Genomic DNA, 20,631 nt, shown 5'->3' with positions numbered 1-20,631 from the left:
CATACAGAAATGAAAGGAGAGTTAAAATGGATTCAGTATCAATAAAAAGATTAATAAAAGATTTAGATGTTGAAGTTATTTATCAAAGTAAAGACAATAATATAAAAATAATAAAAAGCGATATAAACAGACCTGGGCTCCAATTAGCTGGATATGAGGATTACTTTGCTTATGAAAGATTACAAATTATTGGTAAAGTAGAATGGCACTATTTACAAACATTAGATGAGGATACCAAAATGAAAAGATTAAATTATTTTTTCAAGCATCCTATTCCTGCTGTAATAATAAGTAGAGATTTAGAAATTACAGATGAAGCCCTGGATTTAGCAAAAAAATATGATAGGACTGTGTTGAGAACAAGTCTTTCTACAACAAAGTTCATTAATGGATTAATAAATTATTTAGATGATATGTTAGCTCCTAGTACTACTATGCATGGGGTACTAGTAGATATATATGGGGTAGGTGTATTAATAGTAGGTAAAAGTGGAGTAGGAAAAAGTGAAACTGCTTTAGAATTAATAAAGAGAGGACATAGATTGGTTGCAGATGATGCTGTTGAGATTACAAAAAGAGATGAAGGAGTTTTAAAAGGAAAAGCTCCAGAATTAATTAGACATTTTCTAGAGATTAGAGGTATTGGTATACTTGACATTAAAAGACTTTACGGTGTAGGAGCAGTTAGAAATGCTAAAGGAATAGATTTAGTAGTAGAATTAGAGTATTGGGATGAAAAAAAGGAATATGACAGAATAGGACTAGATGAAGAGTGTACGGATATATTAGATACTAAAATGCCTAAAATTGTGATACCAGTAAAATCTGGTAGAAATCTTGCTATGATTGTAGAAGTAGCTGCTAGAAATCATAGACAAAAGAAAATGGGATATAATGCTGCATTAGAATTGAACAATAAGCTAATGGATCAAATGGAAAATAGATAGAACAGGTAATTGCTGTATAGTGATAGGAGGTATTAAAGTGTATATTGGAATTGATGTGGGAGGAACAAGTATTAAGGCAGGTATAGTAGATTATAAAGGAAATATTTTATATAAGGATACAATTGGTACAAGAGCAAGTTTAGGATATGAAGCGGTAAGGGAAGACATGATTACTCTTATAAATAAGGCGATTCAATATTCAAAACAAGAGAATTATAGAATAGATTCTATAGGAATAGGAGTTCCTGGAATAGCAGATCCTCAAAGTGATAATGTAATATACTGTACTAATTTGAATTGGAAAGATGCCCCATTAGGTAAAGATTTAAAATCTAGATATGGACTACCTATTTATATTGATAATGATGCTACAGTAGCTGCTATAGCTGAGAGTGTAAAAGGTATAACAAAGGGTAGCGAAAACTCAGTATTTTTAACTCTAGGTACAGGGGTTGGAGGTGGAATAATAATAAATAGAAAAGTGTATAGTGGAACTCATAATAAAGGCTCCGAGATAGGACATATGATTATTGGTGAGAACTTTTATGATTGTAACTGTGGGAATAATGGATGCCTAGAAACCTTTGCATCAGCTACAGCCATAGTTAGATATACACAAAAATTGATAGATGAAGGTTTCCTGGATGAAGAGTTTATGGAAGCTTTAAGAAGTAAAGATGGAGTAATGGATACAAAGTTTATCTTTGATATGGCGAAAAAAAATAATGAATTGGCATTAAAATCCATAGATAGGATGGTAAAATACTTATCTATTGGCATTGGCAATTTTATAAATATATTAAATCCAGATATAATTGCTATAGGCGGTGGAGTATCAAAAGCAGGAAAATATTTGATAGAAAAAATAAATAGAGAATTTATCAATTATGTAATATTTAAAGAAGGTTCAACTACTGAAATAAAGTTGTCTCAATTGGGTAATGACGCAGGAATTATTGGTGCTGCCTTGATTTCAGAATATAAGTAAAATTATATTGTATACAATAATTTGAAAAATCATATCTTTCACACAAATGTTGAAAGATACCAAAAAATTGTATCATATTGACTTTCATAGAATTGTTTAATATACTTAATTTGAACAATTTTGTTGATTAATTTATATAAAATATAAGGGGGTAATTACATATGGCAAAAGTAATGAAAACTATGGATGGAAATACTGCTGCAGCTTATGTATCATATGCATTTACAGATGTTGCTGCTATTTATCCTATAACACCTTCATCACCAATGGCTGAATATGCTGATGATTGGTCTGCACATGGTAAGAATAATATTTTTGGACAGCCTGTTAAGGTAACTGAATTACAATCAGAGGGAGGAGCATCTGGAGCAGTTCATGGAGCTTTACAAGGTGGAGCATTAACTACCACTTTCACTGCCTCTCAAGGTTTATTACTAATGATACCTAATATGTATAAAATCGCTGGAGAACTTTTACCAGGAGTGTTTCATGTAAGTGCTCGTGCTGTAGCGAGTCATGCATTATCAATATTCGGAGATCATTCAGATGTTATGGCAGCAAGACAAACTGGGTTTGCATTATTAGCATCCGGTAGTGTTCAAGAAGTTATGGATTTAGGTGGAGTTGCTCACTTAGCTTCTATAAAGTCTAGAATACCTTTCTTACATTTCTTTGATGGATTTAGAACCTCTCATGAAGTTCAAAAGATAGAAGTAGTAGATTATGATGAATTTGCTAAATTAGTAGATTATGATTCGGTAAAAGCTTTTAGAAAAAGATCATTAAATCCAGAGCGTCCTGTAACAAGAGGTACAGCACAAAACCCTGATATATTCTTCCAAGCTAGAGAATCTTCAAATAGATTCTACAATGAATTACCAGCAATAGTAGAAGAATACATGAAAGAAATATCAAAGGTAGTTGGAAGAGAATATAAACCTTTCAATTATTATGGAGCAGAAGATGCTGAAAAAGTAATAATAGCTATGGGATCTGTTACAGAAACAATAGAAGAAACAGTAGATTACTTAGTTTCTAAAGGAGAAAAAGTAGGGGTTATAAAAGTACACCTTTATAGACCTTTCTGCAAAGACTTCTTCTTCAATGTATTACCAAAGACAGTTAATAAAATAGCTGTATTAGATAGAACTAAAGAACCAGGATCATTAGGGGAACCATTATATCAAGATGTTAGAACTTTATTCTATGATGAGGAAGTTAAACCTCTTATAATAGGTGGAAGATATGGATTAGGTTCTAAAGATACTACACCTTCACAAATAAAGAGAGTATTTGATGAATTAAACAAAGAAAATCCAAAGAATGGATTTACAATTGGAATTAATGATGATGTTACCCATACATCATTAAGTATAGAGGAGAGCATTAACACTATTCCAGAAGGTACTATTAGATGTAAGTTCTGGGGATTAGGATCAGATGGAACTGTTGGGGCTAATAAAAATGCTATAAAAATCATTGGTGACAATACTGACTTATATGCTCAAGGATACTTCTCATATGACTCTAAGAAATCAGGTGGAGTTACAGTATCTCACTTAAGATTTGGTAAGCAGCCAATTAAATCAACTTACTTAATTGATCAAGCAGATTTCATTTCTTGCTCAACTCAATCTTATGTTGATAAATATGATCTATTAAAGGGACTTAAAAAGGGTGGAACATTCTTATTAAACACATTATGGTCTCCAGAAGAATTAGAAAATAAACTTCCAGCATCAATGAAGAAGTTTATAGCTGATAACGAAATTAAATTCTATACAATAAATGCTACTGAGATAGCTCAAGAGATAGGATTAGGCCATAGAACAAACATGATAATGCAATCTGCATTCTTTAAATTAGCTGAAGTGATCGACTTAGATGAAGCTATTGAGTACTTAAATGGTGCAATTGTTAAATCCTATGGTAAAAAAGGTGAAAAGATAGTTAAGATGAATCAAGATGCTGTTCAAAAAGGAATAGAGTCCTTAGTTAAGATAGATGTACCAGAAGAGTGGGTAGAGGAAACTGTTGAAAGTCAAGTAGCAGCAGGAGTTGAAACACCAGATTTCATTAAAAATATTCTTGAGCCAGTTAATAGACAAGAAGGAGATTTACTTCCTGTAAGTACATTCTTAGAAGCAGAAGATGGAACATTCCAAAATGGAAGTGCTAAATTTGAAAAACGTGGTATCGCTGTAAATGTACCAGAATGGATACCAGAAAATTGTATTCAATGTAATCAATGTTCTTTTGTTTGTCCTCATGCAACTATAAGACCAATTCTTATAGATGAAGAAGAAATGGAAAGAGCACCAGAAGATTTTGAAACATTAGATGCAATGGGTAAGCAATTCAGTGGACTTAAATATAAAATACAAATTTCGACTCTAGATTGTACTGGATGTGGAAACTGTGCTGATATTTGTCCTGCTAAAGAGAAGGCATTAGTAATGGAGCCTATTGAAACTCAAACAGAAAAAGAAGTTCCAAACTGGGATTTTGCAATGACAGTTTCTGAGAAGAAGGATAGAATGAATATAAATACTGTAAAAGGAAGTCAGTTTGCTCAACCATTATTAGAGTTCTCAGGGGCTTGTGCTGGTTGTGGAGAGACTCCTTATGCTAAAGCAGTAACACAATTGTACGGAGATAGAATGATTATAGCTAATGCTACTGGGTGTTCATCAATTTGGGGTGGTTCAGCACCATCAACTCCTTACTGTGTAAACTCAGAAGGTAAAGGACCTGCTTGGGCAAACTCTTTATTTGAAGATAATGCAGAGTATGGATATGGTATGGCTGTAGCAGTTAACCAATTAAGAAATAAATTAGAACTTGTAATGAAAGAATTAATTGAACTGAATGTTTCTGATGATATTAATACTGTAATGAATGAATGGATTGAAGGAAAAGAAGATGCTGAAATTTCTAAGCAAACAACAGCAAAAATACTTCCAATGCTTAAATCTAATAATGTTACAGATGAGAGAGCAAAAGAACTATTAGCAGAAATAGAAGAAAATAAAGACTATCTTATCAAAAAGTCAGTATGGATCGTTGGTGGAGACGGTTGGGCATATGATATCGGTTACGGTGGATTAGACCATGTACTAGCTTCAGGAGAAGATGTTAATGTATTAGTATTTGATACTGAAATTTACTCAAATACTGGTGGACAGTCTTCAAAAGCAACTCCAACGGCAGCAGTAGCTCAATTCGCTGCTTCAGGTAAGAGAACTAAGAAGAAAGACTTAGGTATGATAGCAACAACTTATGGATATGTATATGTAGCTCAAGTTGCAATGGGAGCTAATAAAAATCAATTTATGAAGGCATTAGTTGAAGCCGAAAGCTACAAAGGACCTTCACTAATCATAGCTTATGCACCATGTATTAGTCATGGTATCAAAGCTGGTATGGGTAAAGCTCAAGAACAACAAAAGAATGCTGTAGAAGCTGGATACTGGCATTTATATAGATATAACCCAGAGCTTAAAGGAGAAGGAAAGAATCCATTTGTATTAGATTCTAAAGAGCCAACTGCTTCATTTAAAGATTTCTTAATGAGTGAAGTAAGATATACTACTTTATCTAACACTTTCCCAGAGGTTGCAGAAGAATTATTCGACCATGCTGAGGAAGATGCTAAAGAAAGATATGCTAATTATAGAAGAATGGCTGAAATGAAATACTAATTTAATATTAAGGATGATGATTAATTTCATCATCCTTTTTTCTTTTTCATAATCTCTATAGCAAGGGAATATTTATACTATGGGGGGTGGCGTAATGAAGTGGACTAAAAAAGTATCTAGACTACTAATAATACTTTTTATAATAGTTTGGCCTATTTATTTATTTTTAATAAAGAATAATAAAGAACTAAACAAAGAAGAAGAACAATGGAGGGGGATAATAACAATGTGGGATTATCCCAGATTAGATATTGAAAAAGGTACTAGGTATAATTGGATTATGGGTATAATAAAAGAATTTGAGAAAGACCATCCTGGAGTATATATAAATTTTCAACCATTAGATTGGGATAAAGGACCAATAAAATTAGAAGCTGCATTAAATACTTCTACGTTACCAGACATAGCTCCAGTAGCAACCGAATATGAATATATGAATGATAAGATATTAGAACCTCTAAATGATTATATAACTGAAAAGGAAAAACAAATATTTAAATATCAAACCTTAGAAGCGGTAACTAATAATGAGAATATATATGGTATGCCATTTATGATGACTACCTATTGCATGTATATTAACTTAGATCTTTTTACTCAAAGAGGAGTAGAACCTCCAAAAGAAGGAAATTGGACTTATGATGAATTTATAGAGAGTATGCAAAAGCTTACTTATGATGAAGATGGAAATGGTGAAATTGATCATTATGGATTTACTTCTTTTATAGAGCCTAATAAATATAATTTATGGGGAATTATACTATCAGATGGAGCTAATATATTAAACACAAAACAAGATAAATATGTATTTAATGGGGATAAAGCTCTTTCTGGAATAAATAAGGTAGTAGATTTAAAATATAAATATAAAGTAACTCCAGAAAGTTTTGGAAGTGATAGTGAAAATGTAAGTTGGACTAAATTTTATAAAGATAAATCAGTAGCTGTTTATCCTACAGGGTCTTGGGCAGTTAGTGTATTAGATAAACTAAAAGACTCTGGTGAAGGTTTTAACTATATGGTTGCTAACTATCCACTTGGAGATAATAAAATACCTAATTTATTAAATAACTCTGTAGCTGCCTATGGAATAACACAACAAGAAAATGAAAAGAAACTAGAATTATGTGTGGAACTATTAAAGTCTATAATAAGAAAAGAGAATCAGATGAAACTTAAAAACATGGGAGTATTCTCTATAAGAAAAGATATAGAGGAATTATATCCTGACAATCCTCAAATGAAAAAATTGAATAACTATATTAAATACTCTAAAAATGTTCCTAAACATAAAAAATGGAATGAAATAGATAGAATTATGCAAAATCAAATAAGGTTAGCCATCATTGGTGAAAAATCATCAAAAGAAGCTTTAAATGAAGCTAATAAACAAATTAATATACTTTTATCAAATTAATATATAAATTCTATGGTACAATAATGAGGTATGGGTATAATTATAAGAAATATATTTTTTTGTACAGGAGTTGGTGTAGTTGAAAAAAAATGAAATTTATGAATTAATAAATGAAGAATTTAGTAATATTAAATTAGAAAAAGATGTACTAATGAAAGAACACACATATTTTAAAATAGGTGGGCCTGCAGATGTAATGGCTTATCCACAGAATATTAATGATGTATCAAGGTTAATTAAGTTTTGTAATAATAATAATATAGATTACTTTGTCCTTGGCAATGGAACAAATCTATTAGTTAGAGATAAAGGAATAAGAGGATTAGTTATTAAAGTTGACGATAATTTAAATGACATTAAAGTTGAATGTAATAAAATAATAGCAGAAGCTGGAGCAAAGGTATCCAGAGTTGCGAAGATGGCTTTAAAAAATTCTCTTACAGGATTAGAAGGTGCTAGTGGTATCCCCGGGTCATTAGGTGGAGGAGTAGCAATGAATGCTGGTGCTTATGGAACTGAACTTAAAGATGTTATTACTAAAGTAAAATGCATAGATGAAAACGGAGATATTAAAGAATATTCCAAAGAAGAAATGCATTTTGGATATAGACATAGTAGAGTGCATGAAGAAAAACTATTAGTAGTTGAAGTCGAAATGGAAATGGAAAAAGGGAATTATGATGATATTAAAAACTCTATGGATGATTATACTGAAAGAAGGAATACAAAACAACCGATACAGCTTCCTAGCGCAGGAAGTACATTTAAAAGACCTGAAGGAGATTATGCAGGTAGGTTAATAGATGTATCAGGATTAAGAGGATTTAGATATAAAGATGCTCAAGTATCTGAAAAGCATTGTGGATTTGTAGTTAACTTAGGTAATGCTACATGTGAAGATGTATTAACTTTGATAAAAACTATACAAAAAACAGTGAAAGATAGACATGGAGTAGAGCTTCAAAGAGAAGTATTAATAGTAGGAGAAGAATAATATCCTTAGGAGGCGATAATATGGAATTTGTTATAGTTACAGGATTATCTGGAGCGGGGAAAAGTCAAGCTATAAAAGTGATGGAAGACATAGGCTTTTATTGTATGGACAACCTACCACCTTCATTACTTCCTAAATTTGCTGAACTATGTTATCAATCCATGGGAAAGGTAAAAAGAGTAGCTTTAGTGGTAGATATAAGGGGTGGAGAATTCTTTGATGATTTATTTGAGAACTTAAGTAAACTCAAAGATTATGGATACAATTATAAAATAATGTTCTTAGATGCATCAAATGAAGTGCTAATTAAGAGATATAAAGAACTTAGAAGACCCCATCCGTTATCTCCTGATGGACAAATAATTGATGGAATATCAAAGGAAAGAGATATATTAACTGAGATAAGACAGAAATCTGATTATCTAATAGATACTACTAATTACACAATTGGAAATTTAAAAGAGAAAATAAAAAGTTTATTCCTAGAAGGAGAAAAAAAAGATAATTTTACTATATCTGTAGTATCTTTTGGATTTAAACATGGTATACCTTTAGATGCAGATTTAGTATTTGATGTAAGATTTCTTCCTAATCCTCATTATATAGATGAATTAAGAGAGTTTACAGGAAATGATAAGAGGGTAAGAGACTATGTAATGAACTGGGATCAGTCTAAAGAGTTTTTAAATAAATTAAATGATATGATTAGTTTCTTGATTCCTTTTTATATAAAAGAAGGTAAAAGTCAACTAATTGTTGCAATAGGCTGTACTGGAGGGAAACATAGATCAGTAACTATTGCCAATGAATTGTTTCATTATTTAAAGAATAATAAATTCAAAGGAATGATAAAACATAGAGATAGTAATATAAATATTAAGAAGGGATCCAATGAAAATTAATAAAATGAAAATAAAAATAGGAATAAAACGGTGGATTGTATTAGGGGGAATAGGGATTATTTTATTTTCTCTAGGATTATCTCCTATATATAAGTACATTAATTTTACAATTGATGAACCGTATATTTATATTATTATGATAATTGTAGGTACTATCTTTTTATTTATTTCTTTAAAGTATGGACTTGGTACATTGCTAGGAGTAATTAATAAGTATAAATATGAAGTTGATTTAAGTAAAAACTCAGTTTCTAATATGATAAATAAGAAAAAAGTATTAGATAAAGGTCCCAAGGTTGTAGTATTAGGAGGGGGAACTGGACTTTCTGTCCTTCTAAGAGGGTTGAAAAATTATACATCAAATATTACAGCTGTAGTAACAGTTGCAGATGATGGTGGTGGTTCAGGTATTCTGAGAGAGGATTTAGGTATGTTGCCTCCGGGAGATATTAGATCTTGTATTTTAGCATTAGCGGATACAGAACCTACAATGGAAAAATTACTTCAATATAGATTTACTGAAGGAAATTTGAAGGGCCAAAGTTTTGGAAATCTATTTATAGCCGCTATGAATGGTATATATGACAATTTTGAATTTGCAATAAAAGAGATGGCTAATGTTTTAGCTGTATCTGGAGAAGTTTTACCAATGACTTTAGAAGATGTAACATTATATGCAAAATTGGAAAATGGTAAAGTTATCAAAGGGGAATCAAATGTTTCTGTAGTAAATGAAGAAATAAAAAGTAAAATAGAAAAAGTTTTTTTAAAACCACAAAATCTTAATCCTTTAGTTGAAACTATTGATAGAATTAGAGAAGCAGATATTGTATTACTAGGTCCTGGTAGTTTATATACTAGTGTAATACCAAATTTATTAATAAAAAATATAGTTAAAGAGTTGGAAAATACTAAAGCTACTAAAATATATATAAGTAATGTTATGACCCAGCCGGGAGAAACTGATGGATACTCAGTAAGTGATCATGTAAGGGCTATTATTAAGCACAGTAGTGAAAAAATAATTGATTATGTAATTACTAATAATGAAAAGTTACCAGCTAATGTATTACAGAAGTACTCTGAGGATGGGGCAACTCCTGTTTTATTAAATGAAGAGGACAATGATTATTTAATTATAAAGGGAATAACAGTTATAGAAGATAATCTGATTGATATAAAAAAAGATTATATAAGACATGATGCTATAAGGTTAAGTCAAATTATTACTTCATTATCTCAAAATCATAAACTACCTATTTTAGAATTCCTAAATAGTAGAAAAGATATTAGTAAAAGCTAATATCTTTTTTTATTTTAAAATATTTCAAAAATTCTGTCTACAAAAAAGGATTTTTATCTTTTTATGTTTAATTAATAATATGGATGATAAGGGGGGCTTATATGAATTTTGATGAGGAACAAAGGGATGAAATATATACAGCAATGAGTAACGGTAAAAGATTAAATCCTTTAGTTAAAAAAAGTTGGTCAAGATCTCAATCCTATGAAATTAAACCAAATGCTTCAGGTGTGACAATAAAGTACGAAAAAGAAGAGTTTGAAGCAATTTTAAAACAGTATACTGAAGTATTAGAAATTATAGGATCCTATGCAAATATATTATTAATTAACTCACTTGAAGATAATGAAATGATTATTAATGTATTTGATAGGAAGTGTCATTTGATACATCAATGGGGAAATAAGGAATATAGTTTAACTTTAGAAAAAATCGGGCTTAAAAAAGGAGTTTGTTGGAAAAATAAATATATGGGAACTAATGGTCCTGGAGAAGCATACTTACTAGATAAAACTATTATTATTGAAGGATATGAGCATTATTTAATTAATAGGAAAGGTATAGCTCAGATATCTATTCCTATTCATGATACTGTAGGGAATTTATTTTGTATTTTAGATATGACTATTCCTGATAAATTAAACGTCCAATATTATTATAAGGCTTTATTAATGGTATGTAATGGAGTAGAGAGAGAATTAAAGAGGATGAATTTCATAGACACAAATTCTATAAAAAATCAATGTAAAAGATCAATAGAGGATGATGCTTTTGTTAATGAAAAGTTTATAGAACTAAATCAAAGGTATCTAAATAGACGTCTTTTATTAAAGGCAATTTTCGATCAACAGGATATAGGAACGGCTTATTATTCTAATGATGGAAATATAATATTAGATGCTAATGATAAATACAGAGATATAGTTGAAGGCGTTTCAGGAACTAGGGATATAATAGGTAAAAGTATTTTAAAATTAACTAATAAATCATGGAAACAAAAGCAACGAATATACGATTTTTGGGAAAAGAGAAAAGAGACAGGGACAAAAGGTAATTTACAAGAAGTTGTTATACCTAAACAAGGCAAAATTAAATTTTATAATATAAATGTAGAGCCAATCAAAAGGAATAATGAAATTATGGGATGGGTAGAAACCATTAGTGATATTACAAAAATAAAAAGAGTGCAAAAAAAGATTAGAGAAAGAGATAAATTGTTTACAGATATATTAGATAGATTTCATATTCCTGTAGCTTTATTAAAATATCCAGATTTAAATATTAAATATATAAATAAATATGGAAATGAACTGATAAATAAATTTATAGGTGAAAAATTAACGATTAAGGAGATGCAGGGTAAAACATTATATGAACTCAGAGATATTAACAATATAGATAGTGAAGTTGATTATATGATATATAGATTGGAAAATAAAGTATTCCTAGATTCGAAACAATTAGACATGAAATTAAAGGATAAATCTAATGTAACATTAAAAGTTACAGATACTCCATTATATGATGACGGTAATTTGAAGTCCGTGGTTATGGCTGGTGTGGATATAACTCAAGAGTTAAAATTTTTAAAAGCCAAAGATCAATTTTTCTCAATAATATCACATGAATTAAGATCTCCAGCAAATATTATTATAGCTGCATCTCAATTGCTATTAACTGATAAATATAGAGAAGAATTAAGTTTAAATGCAATAAGTCATATAGAAAAAATTAAGATTAATTCTTATAGATTATTGAGGCTTATAAATAACTTCTTAGATATACAAAAATCAGAAGCAGGGTACTTAGAATTAACTAAGGGTAATTTTGATATAATATCTTTTTCTGAAGAAATAACTAATTCTATTACTCATCTAACTGATAGTAAAGGTATTGAGGTGATTTTTGATACAGAATTTGAAGAAAAGATAATTTCTTTAGATATTGAAAAATATGAAAGAATACTGCTGAATTTATTATCTAATGCTACTAAGTTTACTCCAGAAGGGGGACAAATAATAGTTAATATTTTTCAAAAGGAAGATAGAATATGTATTTCGGTTAAAGATAGTGGGATAGGAATTGCAGAAGATAAACTAGATAAAATATTTGAAAAATTTACCATAATAGATAGTTCATTATCAAGAGTAAGTGAAGGTACAGGATTAGGACTAAACTTAGTAAAGATACTTATTGAAAAAATGGATGGAAATATTGTAGTCAACAGTGTGGAAGGAGAAGGAACAGAATTTAGTATATGTTTGCCAGATAAAAAAATAAAAAATAAAGATAGATCTAGTATGAAGAGAACAAAAAAAGAGTTAGAGCATATAACTAACATAGAATTCTCTGATATAAACTAAGAAAAAATGAAGGTATTTTCTAAGAATTATAGAATAACAATATATAGTCAAAATATTTTAAATAATAAAATATTTTAGAAATTAATATAAAGGGGGCATTTAAATGTATGAAAAAATGGCAGAGCCATATAGGATTAAAATGGTAGAAACTATTAAACTAATACCAAAGGAAGAAAGAGAAAAGAGAATAGAAGAAGTAGGATATAATCAATTTGGTTTAAAAAGCGAAGATATTTTCATTGATCTGTTGACTGATAGTGGTACTGGTGCTATGAGTGATAATCAGTGGGCAGGACTTATGCTAGGAGATGAATCCTATGCTGGTAGTAAAAATTATTATAACCTTAAAGATAGTATAAAGGATATAATAGGATATAATTATTTTGTTCCTACCCATCAAGGTAGAGGAGCCGAAAATGTACTTTTCCCTTTATTAATAAAAGAAGGACAGTATGTATTAGGAAATATGCATTTTGATACTACTAAAGCTCATATTGAACTAAAAGGCGGTAGAGCCGTTAATTTAGTTATTGATGATGCATATGATACTCAAAAAGAGCATCCTTTTAAAGGCGATTTTGATATAGATAAACTAACAAGCTTTATTGAAGATAAGGGTGTTGAAAATTGTGCTTTCATAATTATAACAGTTACTTGTAATAGTGCTGGAGGACAGCCTGTATCAATGAAAAATATTAAAGAGGTTAAAAAAGTAGCAGATAAATATGGATTAAGAGTTTTCTTTGATGCTGCTAGATTTGCAGAGAATGCATATTTTATTAAGAAAAGAGAAAAAGGATATGAAAATAAAGAAATAAAAGAAATAATAAAAGAAATGTTTTCCTATGGTGAAGGACTTACTATGAGTGCTAAGAAGGATGGAATAGTAAATATGGGGGGTATGATTGCTCTAAAGGAAGATGAAGAGCTATTTGAAGGAGTAAGACAAAATGTTATCCCAATAGAAGGATTTCCTACCTATGGTGGACTTTCGGGTCGAGATATGGAAGCATTGTCTAGAGGACTTAGAGAGGTAGTACAAGAAGATTATTTACAGTCTAGAATAGGTCAAGTAGAATATCTAGGTAGAAAATTAGACGAAGCGGGTATACCTATTCAAAAGCCTGTGGGAGGTCATGCTGTATTTGTAGATGCAAAGAAGATGCTTCCTCATATACCATATCACCAATTCCCAGCCCAGGCTCTATGTGTAGAATTATATAAAGAAGCAGGAATAAGAGCAGTAGAAATAGGATCATTCCTTCTAGGTAGAGATCCAGACACTAATGAACAATTAGAGTCACCATTAGAATTATTGAGGTTAACTATACCTAGAAGAGTGTACACTAATAATCATATGGATGTTATAGTGGAAGCTTTTAAAAATATTAATGAAAGAAAAGACCAATTAAAAGGCTATGACTTTACCTATGAGCCAAAAGTATTAAGACATTTTATAGCTAAATTAAAACCAATAGAATAGAAGTAAAAAAGATGGGCTACTAGCCCATCTTTTTTACTTCTATTCTATTGTATAAGCAATTCCTAATTTTATAGTGTTTTCTATAGAATCCATATGACATCTTTCATGAGCGTGAGAGCTATCAACACCAGGGCCTATTAATCCATGTTTAAATTCCCAACCAGCTCTTAATGCTGCACTGGCATCAGATCCATAGTGAGGATAAATATCTACAGTATAGTCTATATTATTTTTCTCAGCTAATTTAACTAAATGTTTTTTTAAATGATAGTCATAAGGGCCACTAGAATCTTTAGCACATATAGTGACTTTATATTCATCTGAAGTCTGACCATCACCTACAGCTGCCATATCTATTGCTATAAATTCAAAAGTTTTTGAAGGTATAGAAGCACTAGAACCATGACCTACTTCTTCATAGTTACTTATAAAGAAATGTGTTGTATATTTAGGAGTAACGTCCTTATCTTTAAGAAATTTAGCAATACCTAATAGTACTGCAACACCAGCCTTATCATCTAAATGTCTTGATTTTACAAAACCATTTTCTGTAATAACTGTTCTAGGGTCGAAACTAACAAAATCTCCTACACCAATACCTAACTTTTTAACATCTTCCTCAGATTTTACCTTTTCATCAATTCTAACCTCTAAAGAGTCTTCATCTCTATCAGACTTATCAGATTTACTACCATGAACATGAACTGAAGCCTTATTCAAAACAATAGTACCAGTATATTTAGCTTCAGTAGAAGTTATAATTGTACAATGTTCTCCCTCGATTGAATGCCAATCATAACCACCAATTTGAGTTAATTTAAGCCTACCATTTGACTGTATTTCCTTTACCATACCACCTAGAGTATCTACATGAGCTGATAAAGTTCTATGCTTGTCATCATTAATTCCAGGTATAGTAGCAATTAATGCTCCTTTTTCGGTAAAATATGTATCGATGTTAAGAGAACTAAACTCATTTAGCATTAATTTCATAACATCATCTGTATAACCAGTAGGACTAGGAGTAGTTAGAAGTTTATCTAATATATACTTCATGTAATTTGTATCAATAACCATAAACAACACCTCATTTTTAGAATTTTTTGACTATACTATCATTGTATAATATAATTATTATTTAATTCAACTATTTTAAGTAGTAAAACTTATGGTATAATATAATAAAGTTTTAGTGGGAAAATAAATGATACAACTCTTGAGTATATAAACAGGAGTGTGATTATATGAGAGAAGAGATAAGTTCAGGGGGCGTCGTTATATTTGGGAATGCCATACTATTATTAAAAAAATATAATGGAGATTGGGTTCTTCCAAAGGGAAGAGTAGAAGATAACGAAAGTTTATTACATGCTGCTGTCAGAGAAGTATATGAAGAAGGAAATGTTAGAGGAAATGTTATTAAATATATAGGTAATATAAACTATTGCTTTAGAAATAATAGAGGATATAATAATGAATTAGTAAAAAAGACAGTTCACTGGTATCTAATGGATACTAAAAGCATGAATTGTGCTCCTCAGAAAAATGAAGGATTTGTAGAAGCTAGATTTGTTCATATTGAAAGAGCAGTAATGATTGCTAAATATGAAGATGAGCGAAAAATAATTAAAAAAGCAATTAATGAGATTAGTTCAAATTAGGAGTAGATAGAAATGTCATTTTCATCTAAAACAAAAAATAGATTATCAAGACTAGAAATAAAAGATTCTTGTTGTCCAAAAGCAGAATTGGCAGCATTGGTAAGAATGAGTGGTACTATTCAATTTACTGGAAGTGGTAGGATAAATTTAAAATTTTCTACTGAAAACGCTGCCATTGCTAGACGTATATTCACTTTAATAAAGACGCTTCATAATGCCCACACAGAAGTTATGGTTAGAAAGAATAAGCAATTAAAAAAGAATAATAGTTATTTAATGATTATCCATGATCCCCATAGTGTGGATAAAATAGTAAGGGATACTGGACTTTTTACATCTGATGATAAAAATATATTAAATATTAATTATAGAGTACCTAGGGACATTATAAAGAATAGGTGTTGTAGACGAGCATATATTAGAGGAGCATTCCTTGGTGGGGGTTCTTTAAGTGATCCTGAAAAAACTTATCATTTAGAATTTGTAACGCATAATGAAGAACATGCTAATGATTTATCAAAAATTATAAATTCTTTTGATTTAAATTCTAAGATTGTAATAAGAAAGGATTATTATGTAGTATATATTAAAGAGGGAGAACAAATAGTTGATTTGTTAAATATTATTGGTGCCCATACTTCTTTATTAGAATTGGAGAATATTAGAGTTCTAAAGGATATAAGAAACAATATAAATAGGATAGTAAATTGTGAAACGGCAAATCTGAGCAAGACTATAAATGCTTCTCTCAGACAGGCAGAAAATATAAAATATATTGAAAATACAATAGGCATTGATGAATTACCAGAGAATTTACAAGAAATAGCACAATTGAGATTGATAAATAAAGAAGCTAGTCTGAAGGAATTAGGAGATATGTTAATACCTACTATAGGTAAATCAGGAGTTAATCACAGATTAAGAAAAATAGAGAAGATAGCAGAGGATTTGAAAAAGGAGAGAGGTGATTTATAGTGGAGTCTAGAAAGGTTACTGTAAATAATAAGATAGGTCTTCATGCACGACCAGCAGCTTTATTTGTTCAGACAGCCAGCAAGTTCTTAAGTAATATATCTATAGAGAAGGCAGGAAAAAAAGTAAATGCAAAAAGTATAATGGGAATAATGGCTTTAGGTGTATGTCAAGGGGACGAAATAACGATGTTTGCTACCGGTGAGGATGAAAAAAAAGCAATTGATCATTTAGAAAATCTTTTGATCAATAAATTAGAAGAAGAATATGTATAATTATTATCAAAGTTATTGATTAAAAACTATTTAATTGTTATAGAATTAAATATGATAAAATATATAAATAGATAGTGATATATCACTATCTATTTTTTTAACTTATTGTTGAATATTAGATAAAACATTTTTTTAAGGAGTAGATCAGAATGTCAAGATTCACACATTTACATCTTCATACGGAATATAGTCTTTTAGATGGTGCTTCTAGAGTAGATAAACTTATGGATAGAGTTAAAGCACAAGGAATGGATAGTGTAGCCATAACAGATCATGGAGTAATGTATGGGGTTGTGAATTTTTATAAATCTGCTGTAAAAAAAGGAATAAAACCTATATTAGGATGTGAAGTATATGTTTCTATGGGAGAATATACTAGGAAAGATCCTAGTAAGGATAAAAGCCAATATCATTTAGTTTTATTAGCTGAGAATAATATAGGATATAAAAACTTGATTAAAATAGTATCAGAAGGGTTTGTAAATGGGTTTTATTATAAGCCAAGAGTAGATTTTACCATATTAGAAAAGTACAAAGAAGGTATAATTGTATTAAGTGGCTGTCTTGGTGGAGAACTCCAACAGAATTTACTTAATGATAATTATGATAAAGCAAAAAATATAGCCAAAAAATATAAAGATACCTTTGGAAAGAAAAATTATTTTTTAGAAATTCAAGACCATGGTATTAAGGAACAAAAATTAGTGAATGAAAAATTAATAAGACTAAGTGAAGAGTTAGATATAGAATTAGTTGCAACAAATGATGTTCATTATACTAATAAGGAAGATTCCAAATTTCATGATGTATTATTATGTATACAAACTGGAAAAACAATAAATGAAGAAAATAGAATGAAATTTCCTTCTACTGAATTCTATTTAAAAACCTATGAAGAAATGTCAAAAGTATTTCCTCATAGGTTAGATGCATTGGATAATACTGCAAAAATAGCAGATAGATGTAATGTTGAGCTTGATTTTGACACTCTTCATTTACCAGAATTTAATATACCAGAAGGATATACTAATGAGACATACTTTGAAGAATTATGCTATAAAGGATTAGAAGAAAGGTATGAAAATATCACCCAGGAAATACAAGAGAGACTTAAATATGAAATAAAAGTTATTGAAGATATGGGATATGTAGATTATTTTTTAATTGTATGGGATTTTATCAAATATGCTAAGGATAATGGAATTATGGTGGGACCAGGAAGAGGTTCTGCTGCTGGAAGTTTAGTATCATATACCTTAGGAATAATAGACATTGACCCTATCAAATATAACCTTATCTTTGAAAGGTTTTTAAATCCAGAGAGAGTTACCATGCCTGATATTGATATAGATTTCTGTTATGAAAGAAGAGAAGAAGTTATAGATTATGTTATAAAAAAATATGGGGATGATAGAGTAGCTCAGATAGTTACCTTCGGTACTATGGCTGCGAGAGGTGCTATAAGGGATGTAGGGAGAGCATTAGATATTTCTTATGGAGAGGTAGACTATATAGCTAAACAAATCCCTATGGAGCTAGGAATGACTATAGATAAGGCTTTGAGTGTTAATAATAAATTAATGGAATCCTATGAGGAAGATAATACTGTGAAAAGTCTCATAGATACAGCCAAAGACGTTGAAGGTATGCCGCGGCATACATCTACTCATGCAGCAGGGGTAGTTATTTCTAAGCTTCCTGTTACAGAATATGTTCCTTTAGGAAGAAATAATGACTCAATAATTACCCAATTTACAATGACAGAGTTAGAAGAATTAGGATTATTAAAAATGGATTTTTTAGGATTGAGAAATCTTACTGTTATAAGAGATGCAAAGACCCTAATAAAACAAAATTATAATAAAAAGATAGACCTTTCTAATTCAGACTATGATGATCCTAAAGTATATAAGATGTTTAGTAAAGGGGAAACCTTAGGAGTATTTCAATTTGAAAGTGCTGGTATGAGACAATTCTTAAAAGAGCTTAAGCCTACTGAGTTTGAGAATATAGTGGCTGCTAACTCTTTATTTAGACCAGGACCTATGAGGCAAATTCCTAGATATATTGAAAATAAAAATCATCCAGAAAAAATTGATTATACCCATCCAATTTTAGAACCTATATTGAAAGTTACCTATGGTTGTATGGTATATCAAGAACAAGTAATGCAAATAGTTAGAGATGTGGGTGGATATTCAATGGGAAGATCCGACCTAGTAAGAAGAGCTATGGGTAAAAAGAAAATGGATGTTATGGAAAGAGAGAGAAGACATTTTATCTATGGAAAAGAGGATGAAGAAGGTAATATTGAAATTGCTGGAGCTATTAGAAATGGAGTGGATGAAAAATCTGCAAATAAAATATATGATGAAATGATAGATTTTGCTAAATATGCTTTTAATAAATCTCATTCCGCCGCCTATGCAGTATTAGCTTATGAAACAGCTTGGCTAAAATATTATTATCCTGTAGAATTTATGGCGGCTTTACTTACTAGTGTAATGGGCAGTACAAACAGTGTGTCTTTATATATTCAAGAAAGTAAAAAGCTAGGAGTAGAAGTATTACCTCCTGATGTGAATGAAAGTTATGCAAAATTTACCGTATCTAAGGGAAGAATTAGATATGGATTAGCTGCTGTAAAAAATGTAGGAGTAGGATTAATAAATTCAATAATAAAAGCAAGGGTTATCGGTGAGAAATTTAGCAGTCTTACAGACTTTTGTAGTAGAGTTGAAAGTCAATCTTTAAATAAAAGAGCAATAGAAAGTCTTATAAAGGCTGGAGCATTTGATTCTGTAAAAGGAAATAGAGCTCAATTATTAGCTATATATGAAAGAGTTTTAGAAGGGGTACAACAGGATAAAAAGAGGAATATTCAAGGACAGTTCAATATGTTTCAGGATATAGCCTCAAAAGAAGGTAATAATATAAAAGAAGATGTATTGCCTAATATAAAAGATTTTCCTGATAGAACTTTGTTATCTATGGAAAAGGAAATGTTAGGAATATATATAAGTGGTCACCCTCTTTCTAGCCTTGAAGAAGAATTAAATACAATATCTACACTAAATACTAGTGAAATTATAGAAGTAAATAATAGTATAAAAGAAGGTAATAGTGATTTAGTTCATAGGGATGGAAGTCAAATTAAAATTGGCGGTATAATCATTTCAAAGAAGAATAAAATAACTAAGAATAATAATATGATGGCTTTTGCCACTTTAGAGGATTTATTTGGAGTTGTAGAACTTATTATATTCCCTAAGGTTTATGATAGATATACTAAATATATTGAAGAAGATAGTATTGTTATCGTAGAAGGGAAACTATCAATAAGTGAAGAAGATGAACCAAAAATAATTTGTTCTTCAATAAGACCACTTATGAAAAATAAGAAAAGTAAATTATATTTGAAAATAGCAGATAAGGAATACAATCTAAATAAAATTAAGGGTATTCTTTCAAACTATAATGGAGACATTCCTGTATATGTATATTTTGAGAAAAATAAAAAAACTGTGATGGCTGATAGAGATTTTTGGGTAGATGTTAGTAATAAGGGATTATTAGAAGAATTAAATAAGTTATTAGGGAGAGAAAATGTGAAACTTTCTTAGTA

At 30.0% G+C, this 20,631-nt stretch carries 14 protein-coding genes; 13 read left to right on the top strand and 1 reads right to left on the bottom strand.

The features are described from left to right. The first annotated feature begins 26 nt into the window (after positions 1-26). From hprK to GOQ27_RS02960, 9 genes are all read left to right on the top strand, one after another. Entirely contained in the window at positions 27-947 is a 921-nt protein-coding gene (gene hprK / locus GOQ27_RS03000; RefSeq protein ID WP_203365341.1) for an HPr(Ser) kinase/phosphatase, read from the top strand. Positions 948-984: 37 nt separating this feature from the next. Further along, positions 985-1,935, top strand: a complete 951-nt coding sequence (locus tag GOQ27_RS02995; protein ID WP_203365340.1) for an ROK family protein — start codon at positions 985-987, stop codon at positions 1,933-1,935. A 161-nt stretch (positions 1,936-2,096) separates the two neighbouring features. Then, positions 2,097-5,636: a pyruvate:ferredoxin (flavodoxin) oxidoreductase gene (gene nifJ, locus GOQ27_RS02990; RefSeq protein ID WP_203365339.1), complete on the top strand. Its 3,540-nt coding sequence runs from the start codon at positions 2,097-2,099 to the stop codon at positions 5,634-5,636. Positions 5,637-5,730: 94 nt separating this feature from the next. After that, positions 5,731-7,053 (top strand): extracellular solute-binding protein, encoded by a 1,323-nt coding sequence (locus tag GOQ27_RS02985; RefSeq protein WP_203365338.1) that lies wholly within the window; start codon positions 5,731-5,733, stop codon positions 7,051-7,053. A 79-nt stretch (positions 7,054-7,132) separates the two neighbouring features. Continuing rightward, positions 7,133-8,047 carry a UDP-N-acetylmuramate dehydrogenase gene (gene murB / locus GOQ27_RS02980; protein ID WP_252187724.1) on the top strand — a complete coding sequence of 305 codons (915 nt, stop codon included), beginning with the start codon at positions 7,133-7,135 and terminating at the stop codon, positions 8,045-8,047. 20 nt (positions 8,048-8,067) lie between these two features. Further along, positions 8,068-8,949 carry an RNase adapter RapZ gene (rapZ, locus tag GOQ27_RS02975; RefSeq protein WP_203365337.1) on the top strand — a complete coding sequence of 294 codons (882 nt, stop codon included), beginning with the start codon at positions 8,068-8,070 and terminating at the stop codon, positions 8,947-8,949. Beyond that, a complete protein-coding gene (locus tag GOQ27_RS02970; protein WP_203365336.1) occupies positions 8,939-10,252 on the top strand; it encodes a gluconeogenesis factor YvcK family protein in 1,314 nt (437 codons plus the stop codon). Before rapZ ends, GOQ27_RS02970 begins: the two co-directional genes overlap by 11 nt. A 101-nt stretch (positions 10,253-10,353) precedes the next feature. Continuing rightward, a complete protein-coding gene (locus GOQ27_RS02965) occupies positions 10,354-12,615 on the top strand; it encodes an ATP-binding protein (RefSeq protein WP_203365335.1) in 2,262 nt (753 codons plus the stop codon). A 103-nt stretch (positions 12,616-12,718) separates the two neighbouring features. Further along, the gene (locus GOQ27_RS02960) at positions 12,719-14,098 is read left to right on the top strand and encodes a tryptophanase (protein WP_203365334.1); all 1,380 of its coding nucleotides are present in this window, start codon (positions 12,719-12,721) and stop codon (positions 14,096-14,098) included. Positions 14,099-14,137: 39 nt separating this feature from the next. Here the strand turns inward: GOQ27_RS02960 and GOQ27_RS02955 are convergent, their stop codons facing one another. Then, the gene (locus GOQ27_RS02955) at positions 14,138-15,154 is read right to left on the bottom strand and encodes a M42 family metallopeptidase (protein ID WP_252187723.1); all 1,017 of its coding nucleotides are present in this window, start codon (positions 15,152-15,154) and stop codon (positions 14,138-14,140) included. A gap of 188 nt (positions 15,155-15,342) precedes the next feature. Between GOQ27_RS02955 and GOQ27_RS02950 the strand changes: the two genes are divergently transcribed. The 4 genes from GOQ27_RS02950 to GOQ27_RS02935 all read left to right on the top strand — a co-directional run bounded on the left by GOQ27_RS02950 (position 15,343) and on the right by GOQ27_RS02935 (position 20,629). Continuing rightward, positions 15,343-15,759: an NUDIX hydrolase gene (locus tag GOQ27_RS02950; RefSeq protein WP_203365332.1), complete on the top strand. Its 417-nt coding sequence runs from the start codon at positions 15,343-15,345 to the stop codon at positions 15,757-15,759. A 12-nt stretch (positions 15,760-15,771) separates the two neighbouring features. Then, the gene (gene whiA, locus GOQ27_RS02945; RefSeq protein ID WP_203365331.1) at positions 15,772-16,734 is read left to right on the top strand and encodes a DNA-binding protein WhiA; all 963 of its coding nucleotides are present in this window, start codon (positions 15,772-15,774) and stop codon (positions 16,732-16,734) included. Then, positions 16,734-17,006, top strand: a complete 273-nt coding sequence (locus GOQ27_RS02940) for an HPr family phosphocarrier protein (protein WP_203365330.1) — start codon at positions 16,734-16,736, stop codon at positions 17,004-17,006. The genes whiA and GOQ27_RS02940 overlap by 1 nt, the downstream gene beginning before the upstream one ends. Before the next feature lie 149 nt (positions 17,007-17,155). Next, positions 17,156-20,629 carry a DNA polymerase III subunit alpha gene (locus tag GOQ27_RS02935; protein WP_203365329.1) on the top strand — a complete coding sequence of 1,158 codons (3,474 nt, stop codon included), beginning with the start codon at positions 17,156-17,158 and terminating at the stop codon, positions 20,627-20,629. Positions 20,630-20,631 lie beyond the last annotated feature (2 nt).

Source organism: Anaeromonas frigoriresistens (assembly GCF_016820655.1).
GTDB classification, from domain to species: Bacteria; Bacillota; Clostridia; order Tissierellales; family SIT17; genus Anaeromonas; species Anaeromonas frigoriresistens.
Note: the sequence above shows the minus strand (reverse complement) of the source record. Positions and strands in the feature narration are given on the sequence as shown.